Annotated in this window: 15 protein-coding genes; 7 read left to right on the top strand and 8 right to left on the bottom strand. The window is 75.0% G+C overall.

Annotated elements, in window-relative coordinates:
• Positions 1 to 83: 83 nt before the first annotated feature.
• On the bottom strand, positions 84 to 503 hold the full coding sequence (locus ABZ836_RS06435; protein WP_361139909.1) for a hypothetical protein: 420 nt from the start codon (positions 501 to 503) through the stop codon (positions 84 to 86).
• Positions 504 to 788: 285 nt separating this feature from the next.
• On the opposite strand from ABZ836_RS06435, the gene ABZ836_RS06430 reads away from it, so the two are divergent.
• Positions 789 to 1,916: a PLP-dependent cysteine synthase family protein gene (locus ABZ836_RS06430; RefSeq protein WP_361139906.1), complete on the top strand. Its 1,128-nt coding sequence runs from the start codon at positions 789 to 791 to the stop codon at positions 1,914 to 1,916.
• Between the two features lie 16 nt (positions 1,917 to 1,932).
• Here ABZ836_RS06430 and ABZ836_RS06425 read toward each other — a convergent pair whose 3' ends face one another.
• Positions 1,933 to 2,808, bottom strand: coding sequence for a DeoR/GlpR family DNA-binding transcription regulator (locus ABZ836_RS06425; RefSeq protein WP_361139903.1), 876 nt, complete (start codon positions 2,806 to 2,808; stop codon positions 1,933 to 1,935).
• Positions 2,809 to 3,211: 403 nt separating this feature from the next.
• Here ABZ836_RS06425 and ABZ836_RS06420 point away from each other — a divergent pair, with 403 nt between their 5' ends.
• A complete protein-coding gene (locus ABZ836_RS06420) occupies positions 3,212 to 5,578 on the top strand; it encodes a hypothetical protein (protein WP_361140284.1) in 2,367 nt (788 codons plus the stop codon).
• Here ABZ836_RS06420 and ABZ836_RS06415 read toward each other — a convergent pair.
• From ABZ836_RS06415 to ABZ836_RS06395, 5 genes are all read right to left on the bottom strand, one after another.
• Positions 5,548 to 7,995, bottom strand: coding sequence for a right-handed parallel beta-helix repeat-containing protein (locus ABZ836_RS06415; protein WP_361139900.1), 2,448 nt, complete (start codon positions 7,993 to 7,995; stop codon positions 5,548 to 5,550). The genes ABZ836_RS06420 and ABZ836_RS06415 overlap by 31 nt on opposite strands.
• A 127-nt stretch (positions 7,996 to 8,122) precedes the next feature.
• Positions 8,123 to 8,731: a hypothetical protein gene (locus tag ABZ836_RS06410; RefSeq protein WP_361139897.1), complete on the bottom strand. Its 609-nt coding sequence runs from the start codon at positions 8,729 to 8,731 to the stop codon at positions 8,123 to 8,125.
• Positions 8,732 to 8,846: 115 nt separating this feature from the next.
• Positions 8,847 to 9,674, bottom strand: coding sequence for an MOSC N-terminal beta barrel domain-containing protein (locus ABZ836_RS06405; protein WP_356127829.1), 828 nt, complete (start codon positions 9,672 to 9,674; stop codon positions 8,847 to 8,849).
• A gap of 47 nt (positions 9,675 to 9,721) precedes the next feature.
• Positions 9,722 to 10,300, bottom strand: a complete 579-nt coding sequence (locus ABZ836_RS06400) for a DUF6643 family protein (RefSeq protein ID WP_356127826.1) — start codon at positions 10,298 to 10,300, stop codon at positions 9,722 to 9,724.
• Positions 10,301 to 10,513: 213 nt separating this feature from the next.
• Entirely contained in the window at positions 10,514 to 11,743 is a 1,230-nt protein-coding gene (locus ABZ836_RS06395; protein WP_356127823.1) for a glycosyltransferase, read from the bottom strand.
• Positions 11,744 to 11,800: 57 nt separating this feature from the next.
• Between ABZ836_RS06395 and ABZ836_RS06390 the strand changes: the two genes are divergently transcribed.
• From ABZ836_RS06390 to ABZ836_RS06370, 5 genes are all read left to right on the top strand, one after another.
• Positions 11,801 to 12,589, top strand: coding sequence for an aspartate/glutamate racemase family protein (locus ABZ836_RS06390; protein ID WP_356127820.1), 789 nt, complete (start codon positions 11,801 to 11,803; stop codon positions 12,587 to 12,589).
• A gap of 417 nt (positions 12,590 to 13,006) precedes the next feature.
• Complete coding sequence (lnt, locus tag ABZ836_RS06385; RefSeq protein ID WP_361140281.1) at positions 13,007 to 14,560, top strand: apolipoprotein N-acyltransferase; 1,554 nt, start codon at positions 13,007 to 13,009, stop codon at positions 14,558 to 14,560.
• 9 nt (positions 14,561 to 14,569) lie between these two features.
• Complete coding sequence (locus ABZ836_RS06380) at positions 14,570 to 15,043, top strand: NUDIX domain-containing protein (protein WP_356127818.1); 474 nt, start codon at positions 14,570 to 14,572, stop codon at positions 15,041 to 15,043.
• A 60-nt stretch (positions 15,044 to 15,103) separates the two neighbouring features.
• Positions 15,104 to 15,919, top strand: coding sequence for a 3-hydroxybutyrate dehydrogenase (locus ABZ836_RS06375; RefSeq protein ID WP_356127815.1), 816 nt, complete (start codon positions 15,104 to 15,106; stop codon positions 15,917 to 15,919).
• A 100-nt stretch (positions 15,920 to 16,019) separates the two neighbouring features.
• A complete protein-coding gene (locus tag ABZ836_RS06370; RefSeq protein ID WP_361139891.1) occupies positions 16,020 to 17,999 on the top strand; it encodes a GAF domain-containing protein in 1,980 nt (659 codons plus the stop codon).
• 292 nt (positions 18,000 to 18,291) lie between these two features.
• On the opposite strand, the gene ABZ836_RS06365 is transcribed toward ABZ836_RS06370, so the two are convergent.
• Positions 18,292 to 19,677: an MFS transporter gene (locus ABZ836_RS06365; RefSeq protein ID WP_356127809.1), complete on the bottom strand. Its 1,386-nt coding sequence runs from the start codon at positions 19,675 to 19,677 to the stop codon at positions 18,292 to 18,294.
• Positions 19,678 to 19,756: the final 79 nt, after the last annotated feature.

Here is a 19,756-nt window from a genome sequence, read left to right as displayed (position 1 = left end):
GCGTGACCCAGCGCCCGTACCGCCGCAACTCGCGGCATCCGCCGGAGCCCTCGGGCACCTCGGCGGCGGGCGATCGGGCCTGTTCAGGAAGGCAGGGCGGCCGTACGCACCGCCCGGGCGAAGCCCACGGACGGCGAATCCCCGGCCTCCGCCCGCCGCCCGCCCCGCCTCCGGGGCGGCCCGTGACCGGCGTCCTCGTCACCGAACGTCAGGACGTAGCGGGCGCCCCCCAGCTCCGCCAGGACACGGTCGGCGCGGCCCAGCCTCATCCGCAGCACGCGCGCCTTTCTCGCGGGCGCGGCTCCGATGACGCGCCCGCCGCTGTCGAGCAGTTCCACCAGACCGCCCCGCACCCGCACCTCGCCGGCCCGGGTCAGCGACCGCATGCCCCGCTCGATGCGCACTCCCGTCGCGGTGAACTCGTCCTGGCCGCCCGGTGGTTCCCGGTCGTCGGGCCCGCCCGGGAGGAACTCCTCCGTGGCGGTGAACTCCGGCTCCGGCATGCTGACGCCCCACCCTTCACGCTTGTCCGTTGCGCCCGGTCGGCACCCCCTACGAGAAGTCTGACGGGACGCGAGGGGCGGGCGCCAGGGCGTCCGGAGGCCTGCGGATCGGCGCGCGCGGCACACCGGACCGGTCCGCCGCGGTCGTCGTGCGCCCCCTGTCACCGGCGCGCTCCCAAGGCAGTGCTTGAGGTCTCCAAAGATGCGTTTATGCAGGTGAGAAGGGTGTGGAAGGTGTCTATGATCGGGGCTCCCGGCTCTGCCGGGCCGTCCGAGGAGCCCGCCATGCCCAGCCCTGTCCCCCTTTCCGGCGCCGACGCCATGCTGGACGTCGACCGCAGTGACGTCACCTACCGTGCCTGGCTGAAGGAGGCGGTCCGCCGGGTGCAGGCGGACGCCAACCGGTCCGCCGACACCCACCTGCTGCGCTTCCCGCTGCCCGAGCACTGGAACATCGACCTCTACCTCAAGGACGAGTCCACCCACCCCACCGGCAGCCTCAAGCACCGGCTGGCCCGTTCGCTCTTCCTCTACGGGCTGTGCAACGGGTGGATCCGGCCCGAGCGCCCCGTGATCGAGGCGTCCAGCGGTTCCACCGCCGTCTCGGAGGCCTACTTCGCCAAGCTCATCGGCGTCCCGTTCATCGCGGTGATGCCGCGTACCACCAGCGCGGAGAAGATCCGCCTCATCGAGTTCCACGGCGGCCGATGCCACTTCGTCGACGACCCGCGCCGCATGTACGAGGAGGCGGCGCGCCTCGCGGCGGAGACGGGGGGCCACTACATGGACCAGTTCACCTACGCCGAGCGCGCCACCGACTGGCGCGGGAACAACAACATCGCCGAGTCGATCTTCCGCCAGCTCCGTATGGAACGCTTCCCGGTCCCCGCCTGGATCGTCGCCACCGCCGGCACCGGAGGCACCTCGGCGACCCTGGCCCGCTACGTCCACTACATGCAGTACGACACCCGGATCTGCGTCGCCGACCCGGAGAACTCCGTCTTCTTCGACGGCTGGACCACCGGCGGACCCGAGCCGGTCTGCGAGGGCGGATCGAGGATCGAGGGCATCGGCCGGCCGCGGATGGAGCCCAGCTTCGTGCCCGGTGCGGTGGACCGGATGATGAAGGTCCCCGACGCGGCGAGCGTGGCCGCCGTGCGCGCCCTGGAACGGGTCATCGGGCGCAAGGCGGGCGGCTCCACGGGCACGGGGCTGTGGAGCGCGCTGAAGATCGTCGCGGAGATGGTGGCCGCGGGCCGCTCGGGCAGCGTCGTGACCCTGCTGTGCGACCCGGGCGACCGCTACCTCGACAAGTACTACTCCGACGACTGGGTCGCCGGGCAGGGGCTGGAGATCGGCCCCTACGCCGCGGTCCTGGAACGGGTGCTGACCACGGGCGTCTGGCCGGACTGATCCACCCGGCGCCGGGTCAGCCCGCGCGGGGCGGGCGGTAGGGCTCCGGCAGTTCGCCGTCCAGACCGCCCTCGCCCTCGCCCGCCACCACCAGCCGCAACGGCAGCTCGGCCAGCTCCGCGCGGGTGGCCGACGGCAGCCCGGCGTCCGTCACCAGCACGTCCACCTCGGACAGCGAGGCGAAGGAACTGAGCCCCACCGTGCCCCACTTGGTGTGGTCCGCGACGACCACCACGCGCCGCGCGGAGGTCACCAGCCGCCGGTTCGTCTCCGCCTCCGCGAGGTTCGGCGTGGACAGCCCCGCCTCCACCGAGATGCCGTGCACGCCCAGGAACAGCACGTCGAAGTGGAGCGACGCTATCGCCCGGTCGGCGACCGGGCCGACCAGCGAGTCGGAGGGCGTCCGTATCCCGCCGGTGAGGACCACCGTCGGCCCGCCGTTCTCCGTCCCGTCGGGGGAGCGGCGTGCCGCGTGCAGCACGTCGGCCACCCGCACCGAGTTGGTCACCACCGTCAGGTCCGGGACCCCGGCCAGCATCCGGGCCAGCGTGTACGTGGTGGTGCCCCCGGAGAGCGCCACCGCCGAACCGGGCGTCACCAGGGCGGCCGCCGCCCGGGCGATCTGTTCCTTCGCGGCGGGCTCCCGGCCCGTCTTCTCCTCGAACCGGGGCTCGTGCACGGTCGGCTCGGTGCCCTCCACCGGGACCGCGCCGCCGTGCACCTTCTCCAGCGCCCCCATGCGGGCCAGGGCGTCCAGGTCGCGGCGGACCGTCATGTCGGACACGCCGAGCCGCTGGGTCAGCTCGTTCACCCGCACCCCGCCGCGGCGGCGGACCTCGTCCAGGATCAGCGCCCGCCGTTGCTCCGCGAGGAGGTTCTGCCGCTCCGCCACCTGTTCCCCTCGTCCCTTCACTCCCGCGGTCGCACCCGCGCCCCCGGACCGCGTCGCACGACGCTGTGACCAGGCGTTTCTCCCTCCGGCACCGGGCCGGACGGTATTCCATCCTCGCACGACACGCCGACATGCGGTCAGGTGACCGAAGCGTCGGCCCGGGCACGCTCGTCACCCGATCGAGGGGAGATTCGGTGAGGAAGGGTTGAGGAGGTCCGGGAACGGAGATCCCACGGGCGGAACATCGCATCACATGTTCGAATGAGGCGCGGGCCGGGAGGGCGCGCGCCGGACACCGCGGAGAACCGCAGGACACGGGGGGAGTGGAGCAGTGCTGTCCGAGCCCGGCACGCCGGAGGCGCCGACGCGGGAGGGGAGGCCCACCCCGCCCGGCGGCGCGACGCTGGAACTGCTCGTCCACGGAGTGGGCGGCACCACCCCCGAGGAGATGCTCGACGACCCGCGCACGGTCCGCGTCACCGGCGACGACATCGCCGCCGTGTTCCGGCGCGCCGACGACGTGGACGCCGAGCGCGCCGCCGACCGCGGCGTCCCGGTCGCGGACGGCCGGCAGGCCGGAGGGCAGGGGGCCGGGGAGCCCGTCGCCCCCGTCCAGGAGGCCTACGTCTGGTGCAACCTGACCTCGGGGAACGGCAGCCGCGCCCTGTGGCTCCTGCTGCTGCCCTTCATGGTCGTCAACCTGGCCCACTGGATGCGCCCCGCCGCCCGCGGCCACGAACGCTCCGTCCGCCTCCACGGCACGCTGGTGCGCCTCGCCGGGCTCAGCCTGACCGTGCTGCTGGTCGCGGCCGCCTGCGAGGTGGCCCTCGACCTCGCCGCCTGGCAGTGCGCCGGCACCCCCGCCTGCGCCGCCGCCCACTCCTGGCTCGAGTTCCTCACCGACGGCTGGTGGAGCGCCCCCGGCCGCCGCCTCGCGCTGGCCGCCACGGTGCCCGCCGCCCTGACCGTGCTGCTCTGGTACCTCTCGCACCGCACCTGGACCGCCTACGAGTCCCAGCAGCCGCCGGCCGGGACCGAGCACGAGGAGAGCGCGGGGGACGCCGCGCCGCTGGGCCGGCCCGGCTTCTGGTACGGGCGCCGCCTGGTCGCCCGGCTGCGCGCCGCGCACACCGCCGCCGCCCTGCTCACCGTCGCCGCCGCCGTGACCGCAGCCGCGGCCCGCCACGACCGGGCCCCGGGCGGCCCCGCGCTCCTCGAGCTGCTGGGCCGGGCCCTGGAGACCGCCCTGGCGGCGGCCGCGCTGTCCGTGGTGTGGGTGGTGTGCCGCCGAGGCCGCAGCGAGCGCCGCGTGGACCACACCCTGGACGCCCGCCTGCAGCGGGTCCTCCCGCTCGGCGCCGCCGGCCTCCTGGCCCTCGCCCTGGTGTACGCCTGCTGGTCACGGCCGGGCTGGCGGTCGGCCGGCCCCCTGCCCGGGGACGCCGTCTTCGGCGCCCTCTCCCTCGCCCAGGGCCTCCTGGTGGTCGCGCTGGCCGCCGTCGCCCGCACCCTGCACCGCTCCCGACCCGACACCCGCTCGGCCCTGCGCGGCCTCGCCGGGCCCGCGGTCACCCTGCTGGCCTGCGCGCTCGGCGGAGTGATGTCCGGCGGCGTCGCCCAACGCGTCGCCGACTGGCTCGACGGCCGCAGCGGCACGCTCACCGGCCCGCCGGTGGTGCTGACCTGGCAGGCCTCCGCCATCCCCGTGCTGCTGGCGGTCCTGCTGATCCTGCTCGCCGTCCTCGCCCACCGGGCCTGGCGGTCCGTCCGCGGAGAGATCCCCGCCGTGCTGCACGACCACCCCGGCGAGCCGCACGACCCGGCCCGGGTCCGCGGCGTCGCCCGCATCCGCGCGCTCGCCGCGCTCACCGACCGGGCGCCGCTGCTCGTCGGCGTCGTCGCCGCCGTCACCTTCCTGCTCGGCGCCGGGGCGGTGGCCGGCGCGCTCGGCACGGGCCACGCCCCCGCCGACGCCGCCCAGGGCACGCCCGCGGCCGTCGAGGCCACCGCCGAGGTCGCGCAGGCCATCGGCTCCTGGCTGATCGGGCTGGGCTTCATACTCTTCGTCACCTTCGGCCGCCGCGCCTACCGGGACGCCTCCGCCCGCCGCACCATCGGCATCCTCTGGGACGTCGGCACGTTCTGGCCGCGCGCCGCCCACCCCTTCGCGCCGCCCTGCTACGCCGAGCGGGCCGTGCCCGACCTCACCTGGCGGATGGCGACCTGGACCGCCTCCACCGGGGGACGGTTGGTGCTCTCCGGGCACTCCCAGGGCAGCGTCCTGGCCGCCGCGGCCGCCTGGCAGCTGCCCGCACCGGTCCGCGCCAGGGTCGCGCTGCTCACCTACGGATCCCCCCTGGAACGCCTCTACGGACGCTGGTTCCCCGCCCACTTCGGCCCCGAGGCGCTGCGCCGCCTGCACCAGGAGGTCGACTGCTGGCGCAACCTCCACCGCCGCACCGACCCGATCGGCGGACCCGTCCTGGTGGCGGGTGCCGACGCCGTCACCCCCTCCGCGCCCGACGAGGGCCCGAGGCCCTGCCCGCCCGTCGACCGGGAGCCCCTCAAGGACCCGCTGTCCCTGGGCCGCACCACCGAACACCCGCTGCCCGCACCCGTCCTCGGCCACGGCGACTACCAGGCCGACCCGGTCTTCGCCGAGGAACGCGCGGCGCTCCTGGCACGTCTGGCGACCGGCCTGCCCGCCCCCCGCGGCGGGGGAGACGGGCGGGACACCGCTCAGTCCAGCGCGGGGAGGTCCTCCGGGTAGAGCAGGGTGAGCTCCTCCGTGCTCGCGTCGGGCAGTTGCGCCACCCGCCCCGCGTGCCGCTCCACCATCGCCTCGAAGGTCTGGCGCGCGGTGCGGCCGTTGCCGAACGCGGGCCCCTTGGGGATCTCCGCGAAGTACTTCAGCAACGCCTCCGCGGTGCCGTCCGCCAGCCGGTACTCGTGCTCCTCGGCCTGCTGCTCCACGATCCTCAGCAGCTCGTCGGGGCCGTAGTCGCCGAACCTGATGGTCCGCGAGAAGCGCGAGGCCACACCGGGGTTGACGGTCAGGAAGCGCTCCATCTCCTCGGTGTAGCCGGCCACGATCACCACCACCGCGTCCCGGTGGTCCTCCATCAGCTTCACCAGCGTGTCGATGGCCTCCCGGCCGAAGTCCCGGCCCGAGTCCTCCGGCGAGAGCGCGTACGCCTCGTCGATGAACAGCACGCCGCCCCGCGCCCGTTCGAACGCCTCCTGGGTGCGGATCGCGGTGGAGCCGATGTGCTCGCCGACCAGGTCCACCCGGGAGACCTCGACGAGGTGCCCCTTCTCCAGCACGCCGAGGGAGGCCAGGATCTCCCCGTAGAGCCGGGCCACCGTGGTCTTGCCGGTGCCGGGGGAGCCGGTGAAGACGAGATGGCGCCGGACCGACGCCGCCTTCAGTCCCGCCTCCTGCCGGCGCCGCCCCACCTCGATCATGTCGGTGAGCGCCCGCACCTCCCGCTTGACGCTCTCCAGCCCGACCAGCGCGTCCAGCGCCCCGAGGACCTCGCGCGCCTCGCGGACCTGGGCAGGAGCCTCCGTGACGGCCTCCGTCGTCCCGGCGCGCGGGGCGGGCACGGCGCCCAGCAGCCCGCCGGAGCCCACCTGGGCCGGGGCGGTCAGCACCGCGCCGTCCCCGGACGGGGAGCCGCCCGCGAACGAGGCGCCCGCGCCCGCGCTCTCGTCGCCGGTGCAGTCCTCCACCTCGGGCCCGCCCGCGCTGCCGGGGGTGGCGTCGGCGAACTCGTACCCGCCCCGCGCGCACCGCTCGGTGCGGCACTTGCGCAGCGTGGTGCGGCAGCCGTCGAGGACGTGGAAGCCGTAGCCGCCGCTGCCGGTCACCTTGCAGCCGACGAAGGTGCCCCGGCCGCCCGCCGAGACGTAGAAGCCGGCCTCGGCCGGCCCGTCGACCGTGCACCGCTCCACCGTCGGGTCCGCGCCCTTGGTGACGATCACACCCGTCTGGGTGCCGTCCAGCGAGCAGTTGGCCAGCGTGCCGCCGCTGCCGTGGTCGCGGAACCAGGCGCCGGTGGCCGCGTCCCTGATGCGGCAGTCGTCCAGCTGGGCCGTCGCGCCGTCGCTCACCGACACGGCCGTGTTGCGGACCTGGGTGAGGTCGCTGTCCACCACGTCGGCCCGCGAGCCGCGGTCCAGCACGAACAGCGCGTCCGGCACGTCGTGCACCCGGCAGGAGTCCAGTACCGCGGTCGCGCCGTCGCTCACCCAGACCGCCGGGTAGTCGCCGGTCGAGTCGAAGATCTCGCACTGGTGGGCGTCCACCCGCGTCCCCGGGTCCCACACCGACAGCCCGTTGCGCCCGAACCGCCGCACCGTGGTGCGGGTGAGCGTCAGCACCGAACGGGACCGCAGGTCCACCGCGTTCTCCGGGACGTCGTGGATCCGGCAGTCCGCCAGGGTGAGCACCGCGTCGGTGTCCATCGTGACGCCGTCCCCCGCGGTGCGGTGCACGTCGCAGTCGGTGAGCTGGCCGGTGGCGTGCCCGGTGATCTGCACGCCGCTGCCGCGCACCTCATAGATCTCGCAGCCCACCGCCTCCACGAAGGAGTTCTCCCCGGCGGCGCTCAGCCCCGGACCGGAGGAGTGGTGCACCCGGCAGCGCTCCAGCCGTGGGCGGGCCCCGCCGTGCACCGCCACGCCGGCCTGACCGGCGGCGCTCACCTCGCACTCCTCGAACACCCCGCCCGCGGCGTCGGTGACGACGATGCCGACGCCCGCCGGGTTGTCGACCGAACAGCGGCGCACCGTGGGACGCGCCGATCCGCGCACCTCGATGCCGGCCGCGGACCGCGTCATCACCCGGATGCCGGTGATCTCCGGGCTGCCCTCCTCCACCAGCAGCGCCGGCGCCGAGGAGTCCTGCCCCTCCAGGTGCAGGCCCTGCACCACGGCGGAGCCGCGCACCGTCAGCGGCACGCCGTCCGCGGGAGCGATGCGCACGGCCCCCGGCTGGCCCTCGGGCCCCCGCAGTGTCACCGCCCGCTCGACGAGGAGGTTCTCCCGGTAGGTGCCGGGGGAGACGGTGAGCACGTCCCCGTCGCCGGCGGCCTCCAGGGCCGCGGCGAGGGAGGAGTACTCGCCCGTGCGGCGCCGCCACCGCGACGTGCCGGTGTGCGTCACCTGGACCGTGCCCTGTGCCATGGTGCTTTTCTGTCCCCACCTCGTCGTACACGGGATGTAGCGGATTGGGCCGAACGTGTCCGGGACGCGTCGGCCCGACCACCGTAGCGCGCGTGTGGACGGTGGGTTGCCCGGTGAACGATCGCGATCAGCTTCCGGTACCGGCCCGCCCCCAGTCGGGGCCGGCCCGTTCCCAGGCGCGGTCGAGGAGTTCATGACGGAGCCGGGTGAGCCGACGGAGCGTCAGCCGGCGGGCGGACTCGGCCGCGGCGACGGTCAGGAGGGCCGCGCCGACACCGGCCAGGCCCGCGTGGAGGGTGACCTCGCCGGCGTCGAGGGGGCGGGCGACGGGGATCCCGCGGCGGTCGGTCCAGACGGCGAAGCGCCGGCCGGGAGCCGGGTCGCGCAGGGTCGTCCAGGTGTGGGCGCGCCGCGCGGTGCCGTCGGGCGCGGTCCACGAGGCGAGGACCCGCCGCCGCCCCTCCTGCTCGCCCGGCCGCACGGAGTCGGCCGCGGCCGGGGCGACGACCGCCGTGGCGTCCAGGACGGTGGCCGCCACCCGGTGCCGCGCCGCGTGCTGCTGACGGGCCGTCCGGCTGAGCGAGTCGTGCGCCGCTGAACCGGCGAACAGTCCGACGAGCGGCGCGCCCACCACCATCAGCAGCAGGGCGACCAGGGCGGCCCATGCCTCCACCAGGTCGGTCGTGCGCCGCAGCGGATTGTGCCGCCAGCGCCAGATTCCACGGATCGCCCCCACGACGCTCCCCCCTCTCCTCTCCGTGATAGCCCTCCCGGCGGCCCTTCACGCGCCGTTCACCGGGAAAGAGAGCGACCTCACCCTTTCGCGGCATCCCGGACGCGGACGGCCGCCGTCACCGCAGGACGGTGACCCGGTCCCCGACGCGGACGGTGCCGGTGGTCAGCGGCACCAGGTACTGCCCGAAGACCGGCCGCCCGCCGAGGCGGCGGTGACGGCCCAGCGTGAGCAGCGGTTCGCGGCCGCGCCGGGCGGAGTCCTGGTCCGTCGTGGTCACCACGCAGCGTCCGCAGGGCTTGGCGACGCGGAAGAGGACGTCACCCACCGTCAGGCGGTTCCAGCCGTCCTCCGCCCACGCCTCGGAGCCGTCCACCACCAGGCTGGGGCGGAAGCGGTTCATGGGGAGCGGGCCCTCCCACGGACGGTCGCCCTCGGAGATCCACGCGTTGAGCGCGTCGAGGGAGGCCAGCGAGGTCAGCAGGAGCGGATATCCGTCCGCGAAGGAGACGGTCTCACCGGGCAGGGCGTACGCGGGGTCGACCGGACGGCGGACCGCCGGGTCGTCCATGTGGACCAGGCGCACGGGAGTGCCCAGGAAGGCGCTGCACCAGGCGTGCGCCGTCCCGTCGGCCAGCACCCCGCGGACCCGGTCGCCGAAGACGTCCACCTCCGCCGTGCCCGACGACCCCGGGTCGGGCACGCGGACGGTGACCGGGTCCGCGCCGGGCGCGGACAGACGGACGCCGCCGGGCCGAAGCTCGGCGGCGGCCAGTGCGAGGCGGGGCTCCTGACGCTGCGTGACGACCTTTCCCCTGTCGTCGATCAGCACCCAGCGCCGGTCCCCGGCCGGTCCCCAGGGCTCGACCAGGACCTCCCGGAGCGCCTGTCCCCGGAAGGCCTTGACCGGATGCACGTGGATCGCATGGATGTCCGCTGTCCCCATGCGGTCATCGTGCCACCGGACACGGGCCGATCCGGCCCGGGCCCCGGTCAGTAACCGCCGCGGTACTCCTGCTGCTGGCCGTACTGCGGCTGGTAGGAGGCCGGAGCCTGCTGGCCGTAGGGCGCGTTGTACGGGGCCTGCTGACCGTACGGAGCCTGCTGGGCCGGCGCGGGACGCGGGGCGGCGGGCCGCATCGCCTCGTACCCGGTGCCGGGCTGCGGCGCGGGACGGGGCGGCTGCTGGTGCGGCGCCGGGTAGCCGCGCGAGCCGGAGGCCTGCTGCGGGATGTACGGCGCCGGTACGGGCGAGGGCCCCGGCGGCAGCGCGGCGGCCGCGGGCAGGGCGGGCTGCGCCTGCTGCGGGTAACCGTAGGAGGGAGCCGGGGGCTGCGGGGCCGGCGGCTGGTAGGAGGGGGCCGACGGCAGCGCGGGCAGCGCCGGCAGGTGGCCGCCCCCGTGGTCGTAGGAGGGGCGCGCGTCGTAGGACGGCGTGTCGTACATCGGCGGGACGCGGATCGGGGCGATCTGAGGCGTACCCCGCTCGGCGACCAGGGAGTCGTAGATCGGGGTGTCCGGGAACGCGGCCGACGAATAGCCGCCGCCGTAAGCGGAGCGGGGGGAGGTCATACCCATAAGTTAAGCCCACGATGTGGTCGTTGGGGAGACGGATAAGAAGGTTGTTTTCCGTGTCGGCGGTGATGTTGGGTACCCAATCCGAGCCAATTTGGCAAAAAGACGCTTCGTGTCCACCGTGAATCGTGTATGGGAACCTGTTTCAGGCATGTTACCGGAGGTTCATACGATCGTCCGAGGAGCCTTCCGGGATCCGCCGAAAGGCCGTCAGGCCCCCCGTTCGGCCGCGTCCGTCCGGCCGCCCGGAACGGGCCCCGTACGGGTGGGGGAGAGGGTGCCGGAGCGGCCGTAGGACCGCCCCTTCCACGCCGCCCCCCTTCCCCGGTGGTGGCGCACCGCCGAGTCCACCGTCATCAGCGTGTAGAGGAACGCGGTGAACGGCAGCAGCGGAGCCGCCCAGGGCGGCTGCCGGTGGTACCTCAGCATCGGCAGGTAGCTCCCCGCCATCAGCAGCCAGGCGGCGCCCCCGCACGCCGCCGCGGCGGGCAGGCCGGCCACCAGTCCCGCCGTCAGGGCCAGCGGCGGCGCCAGGTAGACCAGCAACAGTCCGAGCACGGTCCCCGCCAGCAGCCACGGGCTGTGCCGCAGCTGGGCGTAGGCGCTGCGCGTCACCATCTCCCACAGGTCCCGCAGGCGCGGGTACGGCCGCACGCTGACCACGCCGTCGGCCAGGCCGAGCCAGATCCGCGCGCCGGGCGACCGCCGCTTCACGGCACGCGCCAGGGCGACGTCGTCGATGAGCGCCTCCCGGATCGCGTCCGGCACGCCCGCCCCGGCGGCCGCCGAGGCGCGCAGCAGCACGCACCCCCCGGCCGCAGCGGCGGTCCGCGCACCGGGCCGGGCCACCCGGCGGAACGGGTAGAGCTGGGCGAAGAAGTAGACGAAGGCCGGCACCACCAGCCGCTCCCAGCCGCCCTGGACCCGCAGCCGGGCCATCAGCGACACCGCGTCGAGGTCATGGGTCACCGCGGACGCCACCAGGGCCCGCAGGCTGTCCGGCGCGTGCGCGATGTCGGCGTCGGTCAGCAGCAGGAACGCGGGTTCGCGGCTCCGTGCCGAGGCGATCCCGTGCCGCACCGCCCACAGCTTGCCCGTCCACCCGCGGGGCGGCTCGCCGGGGGAGAGGACCGTCAGCGGAAGCCCGCCGTGACGGTCGGCCAGGGCACGGGCCAGCTCGCCGGTGCCGTCCGAGCTGGCGTCGTCCACCAGAAGGACCTCCGCCTCACCCGGATAGTCCTGGGCGAGCAGGGACGGCAGCGTCCTCGGGAGCGACCCCGCCTCGTCACGGGCCGGCACGACGACCGCCACCCGCGGCCACACCGCCGGGTCCCGCCGCTCGGGAAGCCGCACGTCGGTGCGCCAGAAGCGGCCGTGCCCGAGCAGCAGCCAGAGCCAGACGGCGAGGGACAGCGCGGAGATCCACACCACGACGCTCATCGCCGCAGTGTGCATCACGGAACGGGCCGTCGCGCGTTCATCGTCTATGGTGACTGAGTGAAGATCGCGCTCATGGACTCCGGAATCGGGCTGCTGGCGGCGGCCGCCGCGGTACGCCGGCTCAGGCCCGAAGCCGATCTGGTCCTCTCCTCCGACCCCGGCAGCATGCCCTGGGGCCCCCGCACCCCCGAGGACGTCACCCGCCTGGCGCTGGCGGTCGCCCGTGCCGCCGCGGCGCACCGCCCGGACGCCCTGATCGTCGCCTGCAACACGGCCTCGGTCCACGCGCTGCCCACGCTCCGCGCCCACCTCGAGCCCGGCCTGCCGGTCGTCGGCACGGTGCCGGCGATCAAGCCCGCGGCGGCGGACGGCGGCCCGGTGGCCATCTGGGCCACCCCCGCCACCACCGGCAGCCCCTACCAGCGCGGGCTGATCGCGCAGTTCGCCCAGGGAGTCGACGTCACCGAGGTGCCCTGCCCCGGCCTCGCCGACGCCGTCGAGCACGCCGACGAGGCCGCCGTGGACGCCGCGGTCGCGGCCGCCGCCGCGCTCACCCCGGCCGACGTGCGCACCGTGGTCCTGGGCTGCACCCACTACGAACTGGTCGAGGAGCGGATCGGAGCCGCCCTCGAGCGGGTCGTCGGCCGCCGCCCCCTGCTGCGCGGCTCGGCCGGAGCGGTCGCCGCCCAGGCGCTGCGACGCCTCGGTGACGCGTCCGGCCCCCGGACGTCCGCCGGCTCGGCCACGCTCACCGTGCTGCACGGCGGGGCCGAGTCCGTCCTCACCCCGGCCGCCCTCTCCTACGCAGAGGGACGCGGCCTGCGCGAGGTCAGCGCCGCCCGCTGACGGCCCGCCGCCGGCTCCGCGCGGCGGAGCCCTTCCGGGACCCGGCCCCTCGCCACTGCGGTCCCGGACGGAGATCGTGCCCGTGAGGAGCCGTGAGGGGCCGTGAGGGGCCGTGAGGGGCCGTGAGGGGCCGTGAGGCGCCCGGGACCGCGCGGGGAGAGCGCGGGGGAGAGCAAGGTCACCGGCGTGGGGCGCCTCCCGTCCGGGGCGCTCCGGTACCGTCGACGTCGTCCTCCACCGGCCCGCGCGACGCCCGCCGCCGACGGGAGCCCCGCAGCCCGGTCCCGCCGACCCTCTTCAGGCCCCTGACATGCGCCGTAGACTCCACCAGTGACCGTGACCGCACCCACCACCGAAGCCACGGGCGACCGGCCGCCCACCGGATCCGACGCGCCCCGCGGCGGGACCGCCGCCCGGCTGCGCCGGTTCCTGCCGGCCGTGGCCGCCGCCCTCTCCGGCCTGCTGCTTTACGCCAGTTTCCCGCCCCGCACCCTGTGGTGGCTGGCGCTGCCCGCCTTCGCCGTGCTCGGCCTGACGCTGCGCGGGCGCCGGTGGAAGCCCGCCTTCGGTCTCGGCTACCTCTTCGGGCTCGGCTTCCTGCTGCCGCTGCTGGTGTGGACCGGCATCGAGGTCGGCCCCGGTCCCTGGCTCGCGCTGGTCGCGGTGGAGGCCGTGTTCCTGGGCCTCACCGCGGTCGGCGTCGCCGCCGTCTCCCGGCTGCCCGCCTGGCCCCTGTGGGCCGCCGCCGTCTGGACGGCGGGCGAGGCGGCCCGCGCCCGTTTCCCGTTCGGCGGCTTCCCCTGGGGCAAGATCGCCTTCGGCCAGGCCGACGGCCTCTTCCTCCCGCTCGCCGCGCTCGGCGGCACACCGCTGCTCGGCTTCGCGGTGGTGCTGAGCGGCTTCGGCCTCTGCGAGGTCCTCCGGCAGGCCCGTTCCGCCCGTTCCGCCCGTTCCGCCGGGCGGAACGGCTATGTGCGCCGCGGCGCCGCGACCGCCGCGCTGCTCGCGCTGCTGGCGCCGCCGGCCGCCGCGCTCGTCGCGCGGACGGCGGTGGACGCCGGCGCCGAGGACGGCACGGCCACCGTCGCCGTGATCCAGGGCAACGTCCCCCGGCTGGGCCTCGACTTCAACGCCCAGCGGCGCGCGGTGCTCGACTACCACGTCCGGGAGACCGAGCGGCTGGCCGAGCGCATCGAGGCCGGCCGGGCCGCGCGCCCCGACCTGGTGCTCTGGCCGGAGAACTCCTCCGACATCGACCCCTTCGCCAACGCCGACGCCGCCGAGGTGATCGACCGGGCCGCGAAGGCCGTGGGCGCGCCCATCGCCGTCGGCGGCGTCGTCGAGCGGGACGGCAAGGTCTACAACGAGCAGATCCTCTGGGACCCCGAGAAGGGCCCGGTCGACACCTACGACAAGCGCCGGACCCAGCCGTTCGGCGAGTACCTGCCGCTGCGCCCGCTGATCGGCGCCATCAACGAGACCTGGACCGGCATGGTCCGCCGCGACTTCAGCCGCGGCACCGAGCCGGGCGTGTTCCGGATGAACGGCACCGGCGTCGGACTGGTCACCTGCTACGAGGCGGCCTTCGACTGGGCGGTGCGCGACACCGTGGACGCAGGCGCGCAGATGCTCTCCGTGCCCAGCAACAACGCCACCTTCGGGCGCAGCGAGATGACCTACCAGCAGCTCGCCATGTCCCGGGTGCGGGCCGTCGAGCACGGCCGGACCGTGACCGTCCCGGTGACCAGCGGCGTCAGCGCCGTCATCCTGCCCGACGGGAAGGTGACCGGACGCACCGGCATGTTCGTGCCCGGCACCCTGGTCCAGGAGGTGCCGCTGCGCTCCTCGAGCACCCCGGCGACGGCGCTCGGCACCCTGCCCGAGTGGCTGCTGGTCGCGCTCGCCGCCGCGGGCGGGGGAAGGGCGGTCGCCCGGACCGTCCGGACGAGGCGGTCCGGCGCGGACCGATAGGGTCCGACCATGGCAACCCCGGACTTCATCCGTACGCTCCGCGCCAGCGCCGGGCAGCAGCTCCTGTGGCTGCCCGGCGTCACCGCGATCGTCCTCGACGACCACGACCGCGTCCTGCTCAACCGGCGCGCCGACACCCGCGGCTGGGCGGTGATCGGCGGCATCCCCGAGCCCGGGGAGCAGCCCGCCGCCTGCGCGGTGCGCGAGGTCTTCGAGGAGACGGCCGTGACCTGCGTGCCGGAGCGGGTGCTGAGCGTCCAGGCGCTCAGCCCGGTGACGTACGAGAACGGTGACGTCTGCCAGTACATGGACATCACCTTCCGCTGCCGCGCGGTGGGCGGCGAGGCGCGGGTCAACGACGACGAGTCCCTGGACGTGGCGTGGTTCCCGGTGGACGACCTGCCCGAGCTCGACGCGTTCGGGCTGACGCGGATCAAGCAGGCCCTGTCGGATGCCCCCACATGGTTCGACCCTATGAGCTGATCCTGAAGTATGGGCGCTGACCACATGGGGCGGGGTCGGGCCGCTGCCTAGGGTCGGACCATGACCGAGCAGCCCAGCACTCCCGGGGGCCTCGACACCCCCCTCGACCCGTCCCCGCTCGACCTCTCGGGACGCACCGCCCTGGTCACCGGCGCCGCCGGCGGCATCGGGCGCGCCTGCACCCTGAGGCTGGCCGCCGCCGGCGCCACGGTGCGGGCCGTCGACCGCGACGAAGGCGGCCTGGCCGAGCTGACCGGTCAGGCGGCCGGACTCCGGGGGACGGTGGAGCCCCTGGTCCTCGACCTCACCGACCTGGACGCCGCCGAGCGGGCCGCCGTGGGCGTCGACGTCCTGGTCAACAACGCCGGGCTCCAGTTGGTGCGGCCGGTCCACGAGTTCCCCCCGGACGTCTTCCACACCGTGCTCACGGTGATGCTGGAGGCGCCGTTCCGGCTGATCCGCGGCGCGCTGCCGCACATGTACGAGCAGGGCTGGGGACGCGTCGTCAACGTGTCCTCCGTCCACGGACTGCGCGCCTCCGCCTTCAAGTCGGCCTACGTGTCCGCGAAGCACGGGCTCGAAGGGCTCTCCAAGACCGTCGCGCTCGAAGGCGCCCCCCACGGTGTCACCTCGAACTGTGTGAACCCCGGCTATGTGCGCACGCCACTGGTGGAGAAGCAGATCGCCGACCAGGCGGCCGTGCACGGCATCCCCGAGGAACGGGTGGTCTCCGAGATCCTGCTGCGCGACACCGCCGTCAAGCGGCTGATCGAACCGGCCGAGGTGGCCGAGGCGGTGGTCTTCCTCTGCGGCCCGGCCGCCGCCACCGTCACCGGGTCGTCGTACGTCATGGACGGCGGCTGGACCGCGCACTGACCGTCCGGCGCGGGCCGCCGGCCGCCCGCCGTCCCGCGCCCCGAGAGGCCGTCGTCCACAGGGCTGTCCCAGGGCCCCGGCCATGGTGAATCCTGTGCCCATGTCCCACGAGCACCAGCAGGGCGTGCGGCTCCCGGCCGCCGGCCCCTCCACGGAACCGTCCGCTCCGCGCCCGGCGACCGCGCCACCCGCGCCCGGCGCGGAGACGCCCTACCTGGAACTGCTGGCCCGCGGCGCCTCGGCCGACGCCTACGACCGCCCCGTGCTCGTCGCCCGCGCCGAAGGGCGCCCCGAGGCGGAGGTCGCCGCGCTCGGCCGGGCCCGCGAGCTCGCCCTGCGCGTGCGCTCCGAACTCGAGGGCAGGCGCCGCCGCGAGGAGGAGCTGTCCGCCCTCTTCGCCACCGCCCACGACCTCGCCGGGCCCCGCGACGTCGACGCCGTGCTCCGCGCCATCGTCCAGCGCGCCCGCTCCCTCCTCGGCACCGACGTCGCCTACCTCTCCCTCAACGACCCGGCCCGCGGCGACACCTACATGCGGGTCACCGAGGGTTCCGTCGCGGCCCGCTTCCAGCAACTGCGCCTCGGCATGGGCGAGGGACTCGGCGGCCTGGTGGCGCAGACCGCACGGCCCTACGTCACCCGGGACTACTTCCAGGACGCGCGGTTCCTGCACACCGGGACCATCGACGCCGGCGTCCGCGACGAGGGGCTGATCGCCATCCTCGGCGTGCCCCTGATGCTCGGCGACCACGTCATCGGCGTGCTCTTCGCCGCCGACCGCCGTGCCCGCGTCTTCGAACGCGAACAGATCGCCCTGCTCAGCAGCTTCGCCGCGCTCGCCGCGGCCGCCATCGACACCGCCAACCTGCTCACCGAGACCCGCTCCGCGCTCGCCGAGCTGGAACGCGCCAACGAGATCATCCAGGACCGCAGCGCCGTCATAGAACGCGCCTCCGAGGTCCACGACCGCCTCGCCGAACTCGTCCTGCGCGGAGGACAGGTGCACGACGTGGCCGCCGCCGTCTCCGAGGTGCTCGACGGCACGGTCGCCTACGCCGACATCACCGCCGTCCCCGCCGAGGCGCTGGAGGCGTCCCGCGCCGAGGGCCACGCCGTGCGGCACGGCGACGACTGGATCGCCGCCGTCACCGCCGGCGGCGAACTGCTCGGCGCGCTGGTGCTGCGCGGCCACCCCGTGCTCGACCCGGTCGACCAGCGCACGCTGGAGCGCGCCGCCATGGTCACCTCGCTCCTGCTGCTCGCCCGCCGCTCCGCCGCCGAGGCCGAGCAGCGCGTCCGCGGCGAACTCCTCGACGACCTCCTCGACGCCCGCGACCACGACCCCCGGCTGCTGCGGATGCGCGCCGCCCGCCTGCACGCCGACCTCGACGTCACGCACGTGGTGCTCGCCGCCCGCCTGGAGGCCACCGCCCCCGGCGGCGACGCCGAGGCGGAGGCCCGCCGCCGGCTGTGGTCCGCCGCCTCCCACCTGGCCTCCACCCGGCACGGCCTGGCCGCCGCCCGCGACGGCGGGACGGTGCTGCTGCTCCCCCTGCCGCCCGGCCGCAGCGCCACCGACCTGGCCCGCGACGCCGCCCGCCGGCTCAGCACCGCGGTCCACGACGCGGTCACCGTGGGGGCGTCCGCGCCGCAGAAGGTGCTGTCCGCCGGGCCCGACCAGGTCGCCGTCGCCTACCAGGAGGCCCGCCGCTGCCTGGACGCGCTGCGGCTGCTGGGGCGCGCCGGGGACGGCGCGGCGGCCGAGGACTTCGGCTTCGTCGGCCTGCTGCTGGCGGGGGACCGGGACATCGCGGGCTTCGTCGACCGGACCATCGGAGAGGTCGTCTCCTACGACGAGCGCCGCGGCACGGACCTGGTGCGCACCCTCGACGCCTACTTCGCCTGCGGGATGAGCCCCGCCCGGACCAAGGACGAACTCCACGTCCACGTCAACACGGTCGCCCAGCGGCTGGAGCGGGTGGGCCGGCTGCTCGGTGAGGACTGGCAGCGTCCCGAGCGGGCCCTCGAGATCCAACTCGCCCTGCGCCTGCAGCGACTGGCCTCCCCCTCACGCGCCTGACCAAGTGCCGCCCGCCGCCTGCCGCACGGCACGCCCACGGCACCCGCACGGCACCCACACGGCACCCGCATCGCGTCCGTGTCCGCCGGCCCCCGCGCCCTGCGGCCGGACGCGTGACGCCTCGGCCCGGAGGTCCCGCCGCCCCACACCGCACTCGAACCCCCGCAGGTCCACCCGCCCGGAACGCCCGCAGGTCCCGCCCCCCCGGGACCCCCGCAGAGCCTCCCGCCTCCGAACGCCCGCAGGCCCCCGCGCTCCAGGTGCGCGGGGGCCTGCGTCAGGTGGCGCCGGATCAGACGGCCTGCTCGCTCCTGACCGGGGCGGTCCCGCCGGACGGCGTGGCGTCGGCCGTGCCCCCGATGTCGTTGAGGTCGCGGTGACGGGTCTCCTTGGCCACGCCCACCGCGATCAGCGTGATGACCGCGGCGGCGATCACGTACAGCGAGATCGGGGTGGAGGTGCCGTAGCTGTTCAGCAGCGCGGTCGCGATCAGCGGAGCCGGCGCGCCCGCCGCCACCGAGGCGAACTGCGCGCCGATGGAGGCGCCGGAGTACCGCATCCGGGTGGCGAACAGCTCCGTGAAGAACGCGGCCTGCGGGGCGTACATCGCGCCGTGCAGGATCAGGCCGACCGTCACCGCGGTCAGCAGGCCCAGGAAGGTGCCGGTGTCGATCAGCCAGAAGAACGGGAAGACCCACAGGCCGATGCCGGCCGCGCCGAGCATGTACACCGGGCGGCGGCCCCAGTGGTCGGACAGCGCGCCCCAGGCGGGGACCGCGCAGAAGTGGATCGCCGAACCGATCAGCACCGCGTTCAGCGCGGTCTGCTTCGACACCTCGGCGGCCGTGGTGGCGTACACCAGGATGAACGCGGTGATCACGTAGAAGCTGATGTTCTCCGCCATGCGGGCGCCCATGGCGACCAGGATGTCCCGCCAGTGGTTCTTGAAGACGGCCACCAGCGGCAGCTTCTCCGCCGCGCCCTCCGCCTTGCGGGCCTCGGCGGCAGCCATCGCCGCCTTGAAGACGGGCGACTCGTCCACGGCGAGACGGATCCACAGACCGATGATCACCAGCACACCGGAGAGCAGGAACGGAATGCGCCAGCCCCAGGAGACGAAGGCGCTCTCCGACATCGTCGCGGTGAGCAGCGCCAGCACGCCGGTGGCGAGCAGCTGGCCGGCCGGGGCGCCGGTCTGCGGCCAGGAGGCCCAGAAGCCACGGCGCTTGGGGTCACCGTGCTCGGAGACCAGCAGCACCGCACCGCCCCACTCGCCGCCGAGCGCGAAGCCCTGCACCAGGCGCAGCACGGTCAGCAGGATCGGCGCCGCGGTGCCGATGGTGGCGTGGGTGGGCAGCAGGCCGATGGCGAAGGTCGCCCCGCCCATCATCAGGAGGCTGAGCACCAGCAGCTTCTTGCGGCCGAGGCGGTCGCCGAAGTGACCGAACACCAGGGCGCCCAGCGGACGGGCCAGGAAGCCGACCGCATAGGTGAGGAACGAGAGCAGCGTGCCGACCAGCGGGTCCTCGTCCGGGAAGAACAGGGTGTTGAAGACGAGCGCGGCGGCCGAACCGTAGAGGAAGAAGTCGTACCACTCGATGGTGGTGCCGATGAGGCTCGCGGCGACGATCTTCTTGAAACTGTTCGGCGTCGGGGGCGCGGCTGCCGATGAGGCCATGGTGACCACTTCCAGATGTGGGATGGGGACGTCTACGTGTCGGCACACCGTAGGAATCCGCAGGTCAACCGCACATGTG

The organism is Streptomyces sp. NPDC047130 (assembly GCF_040643475.1).
In the GTDB taxonomy this organism is placed as follows: domain Bacteria; phylum Actinomycetota; class Actinomycetes; order Streptomycetales; family Streptomycetaceae; genus Streptomyces.
The sequence above is the reverse complement of the archived record's forward strand: the minus strand, read 5'-3'. Positions and strand labels throughout refer to the sequence as shown.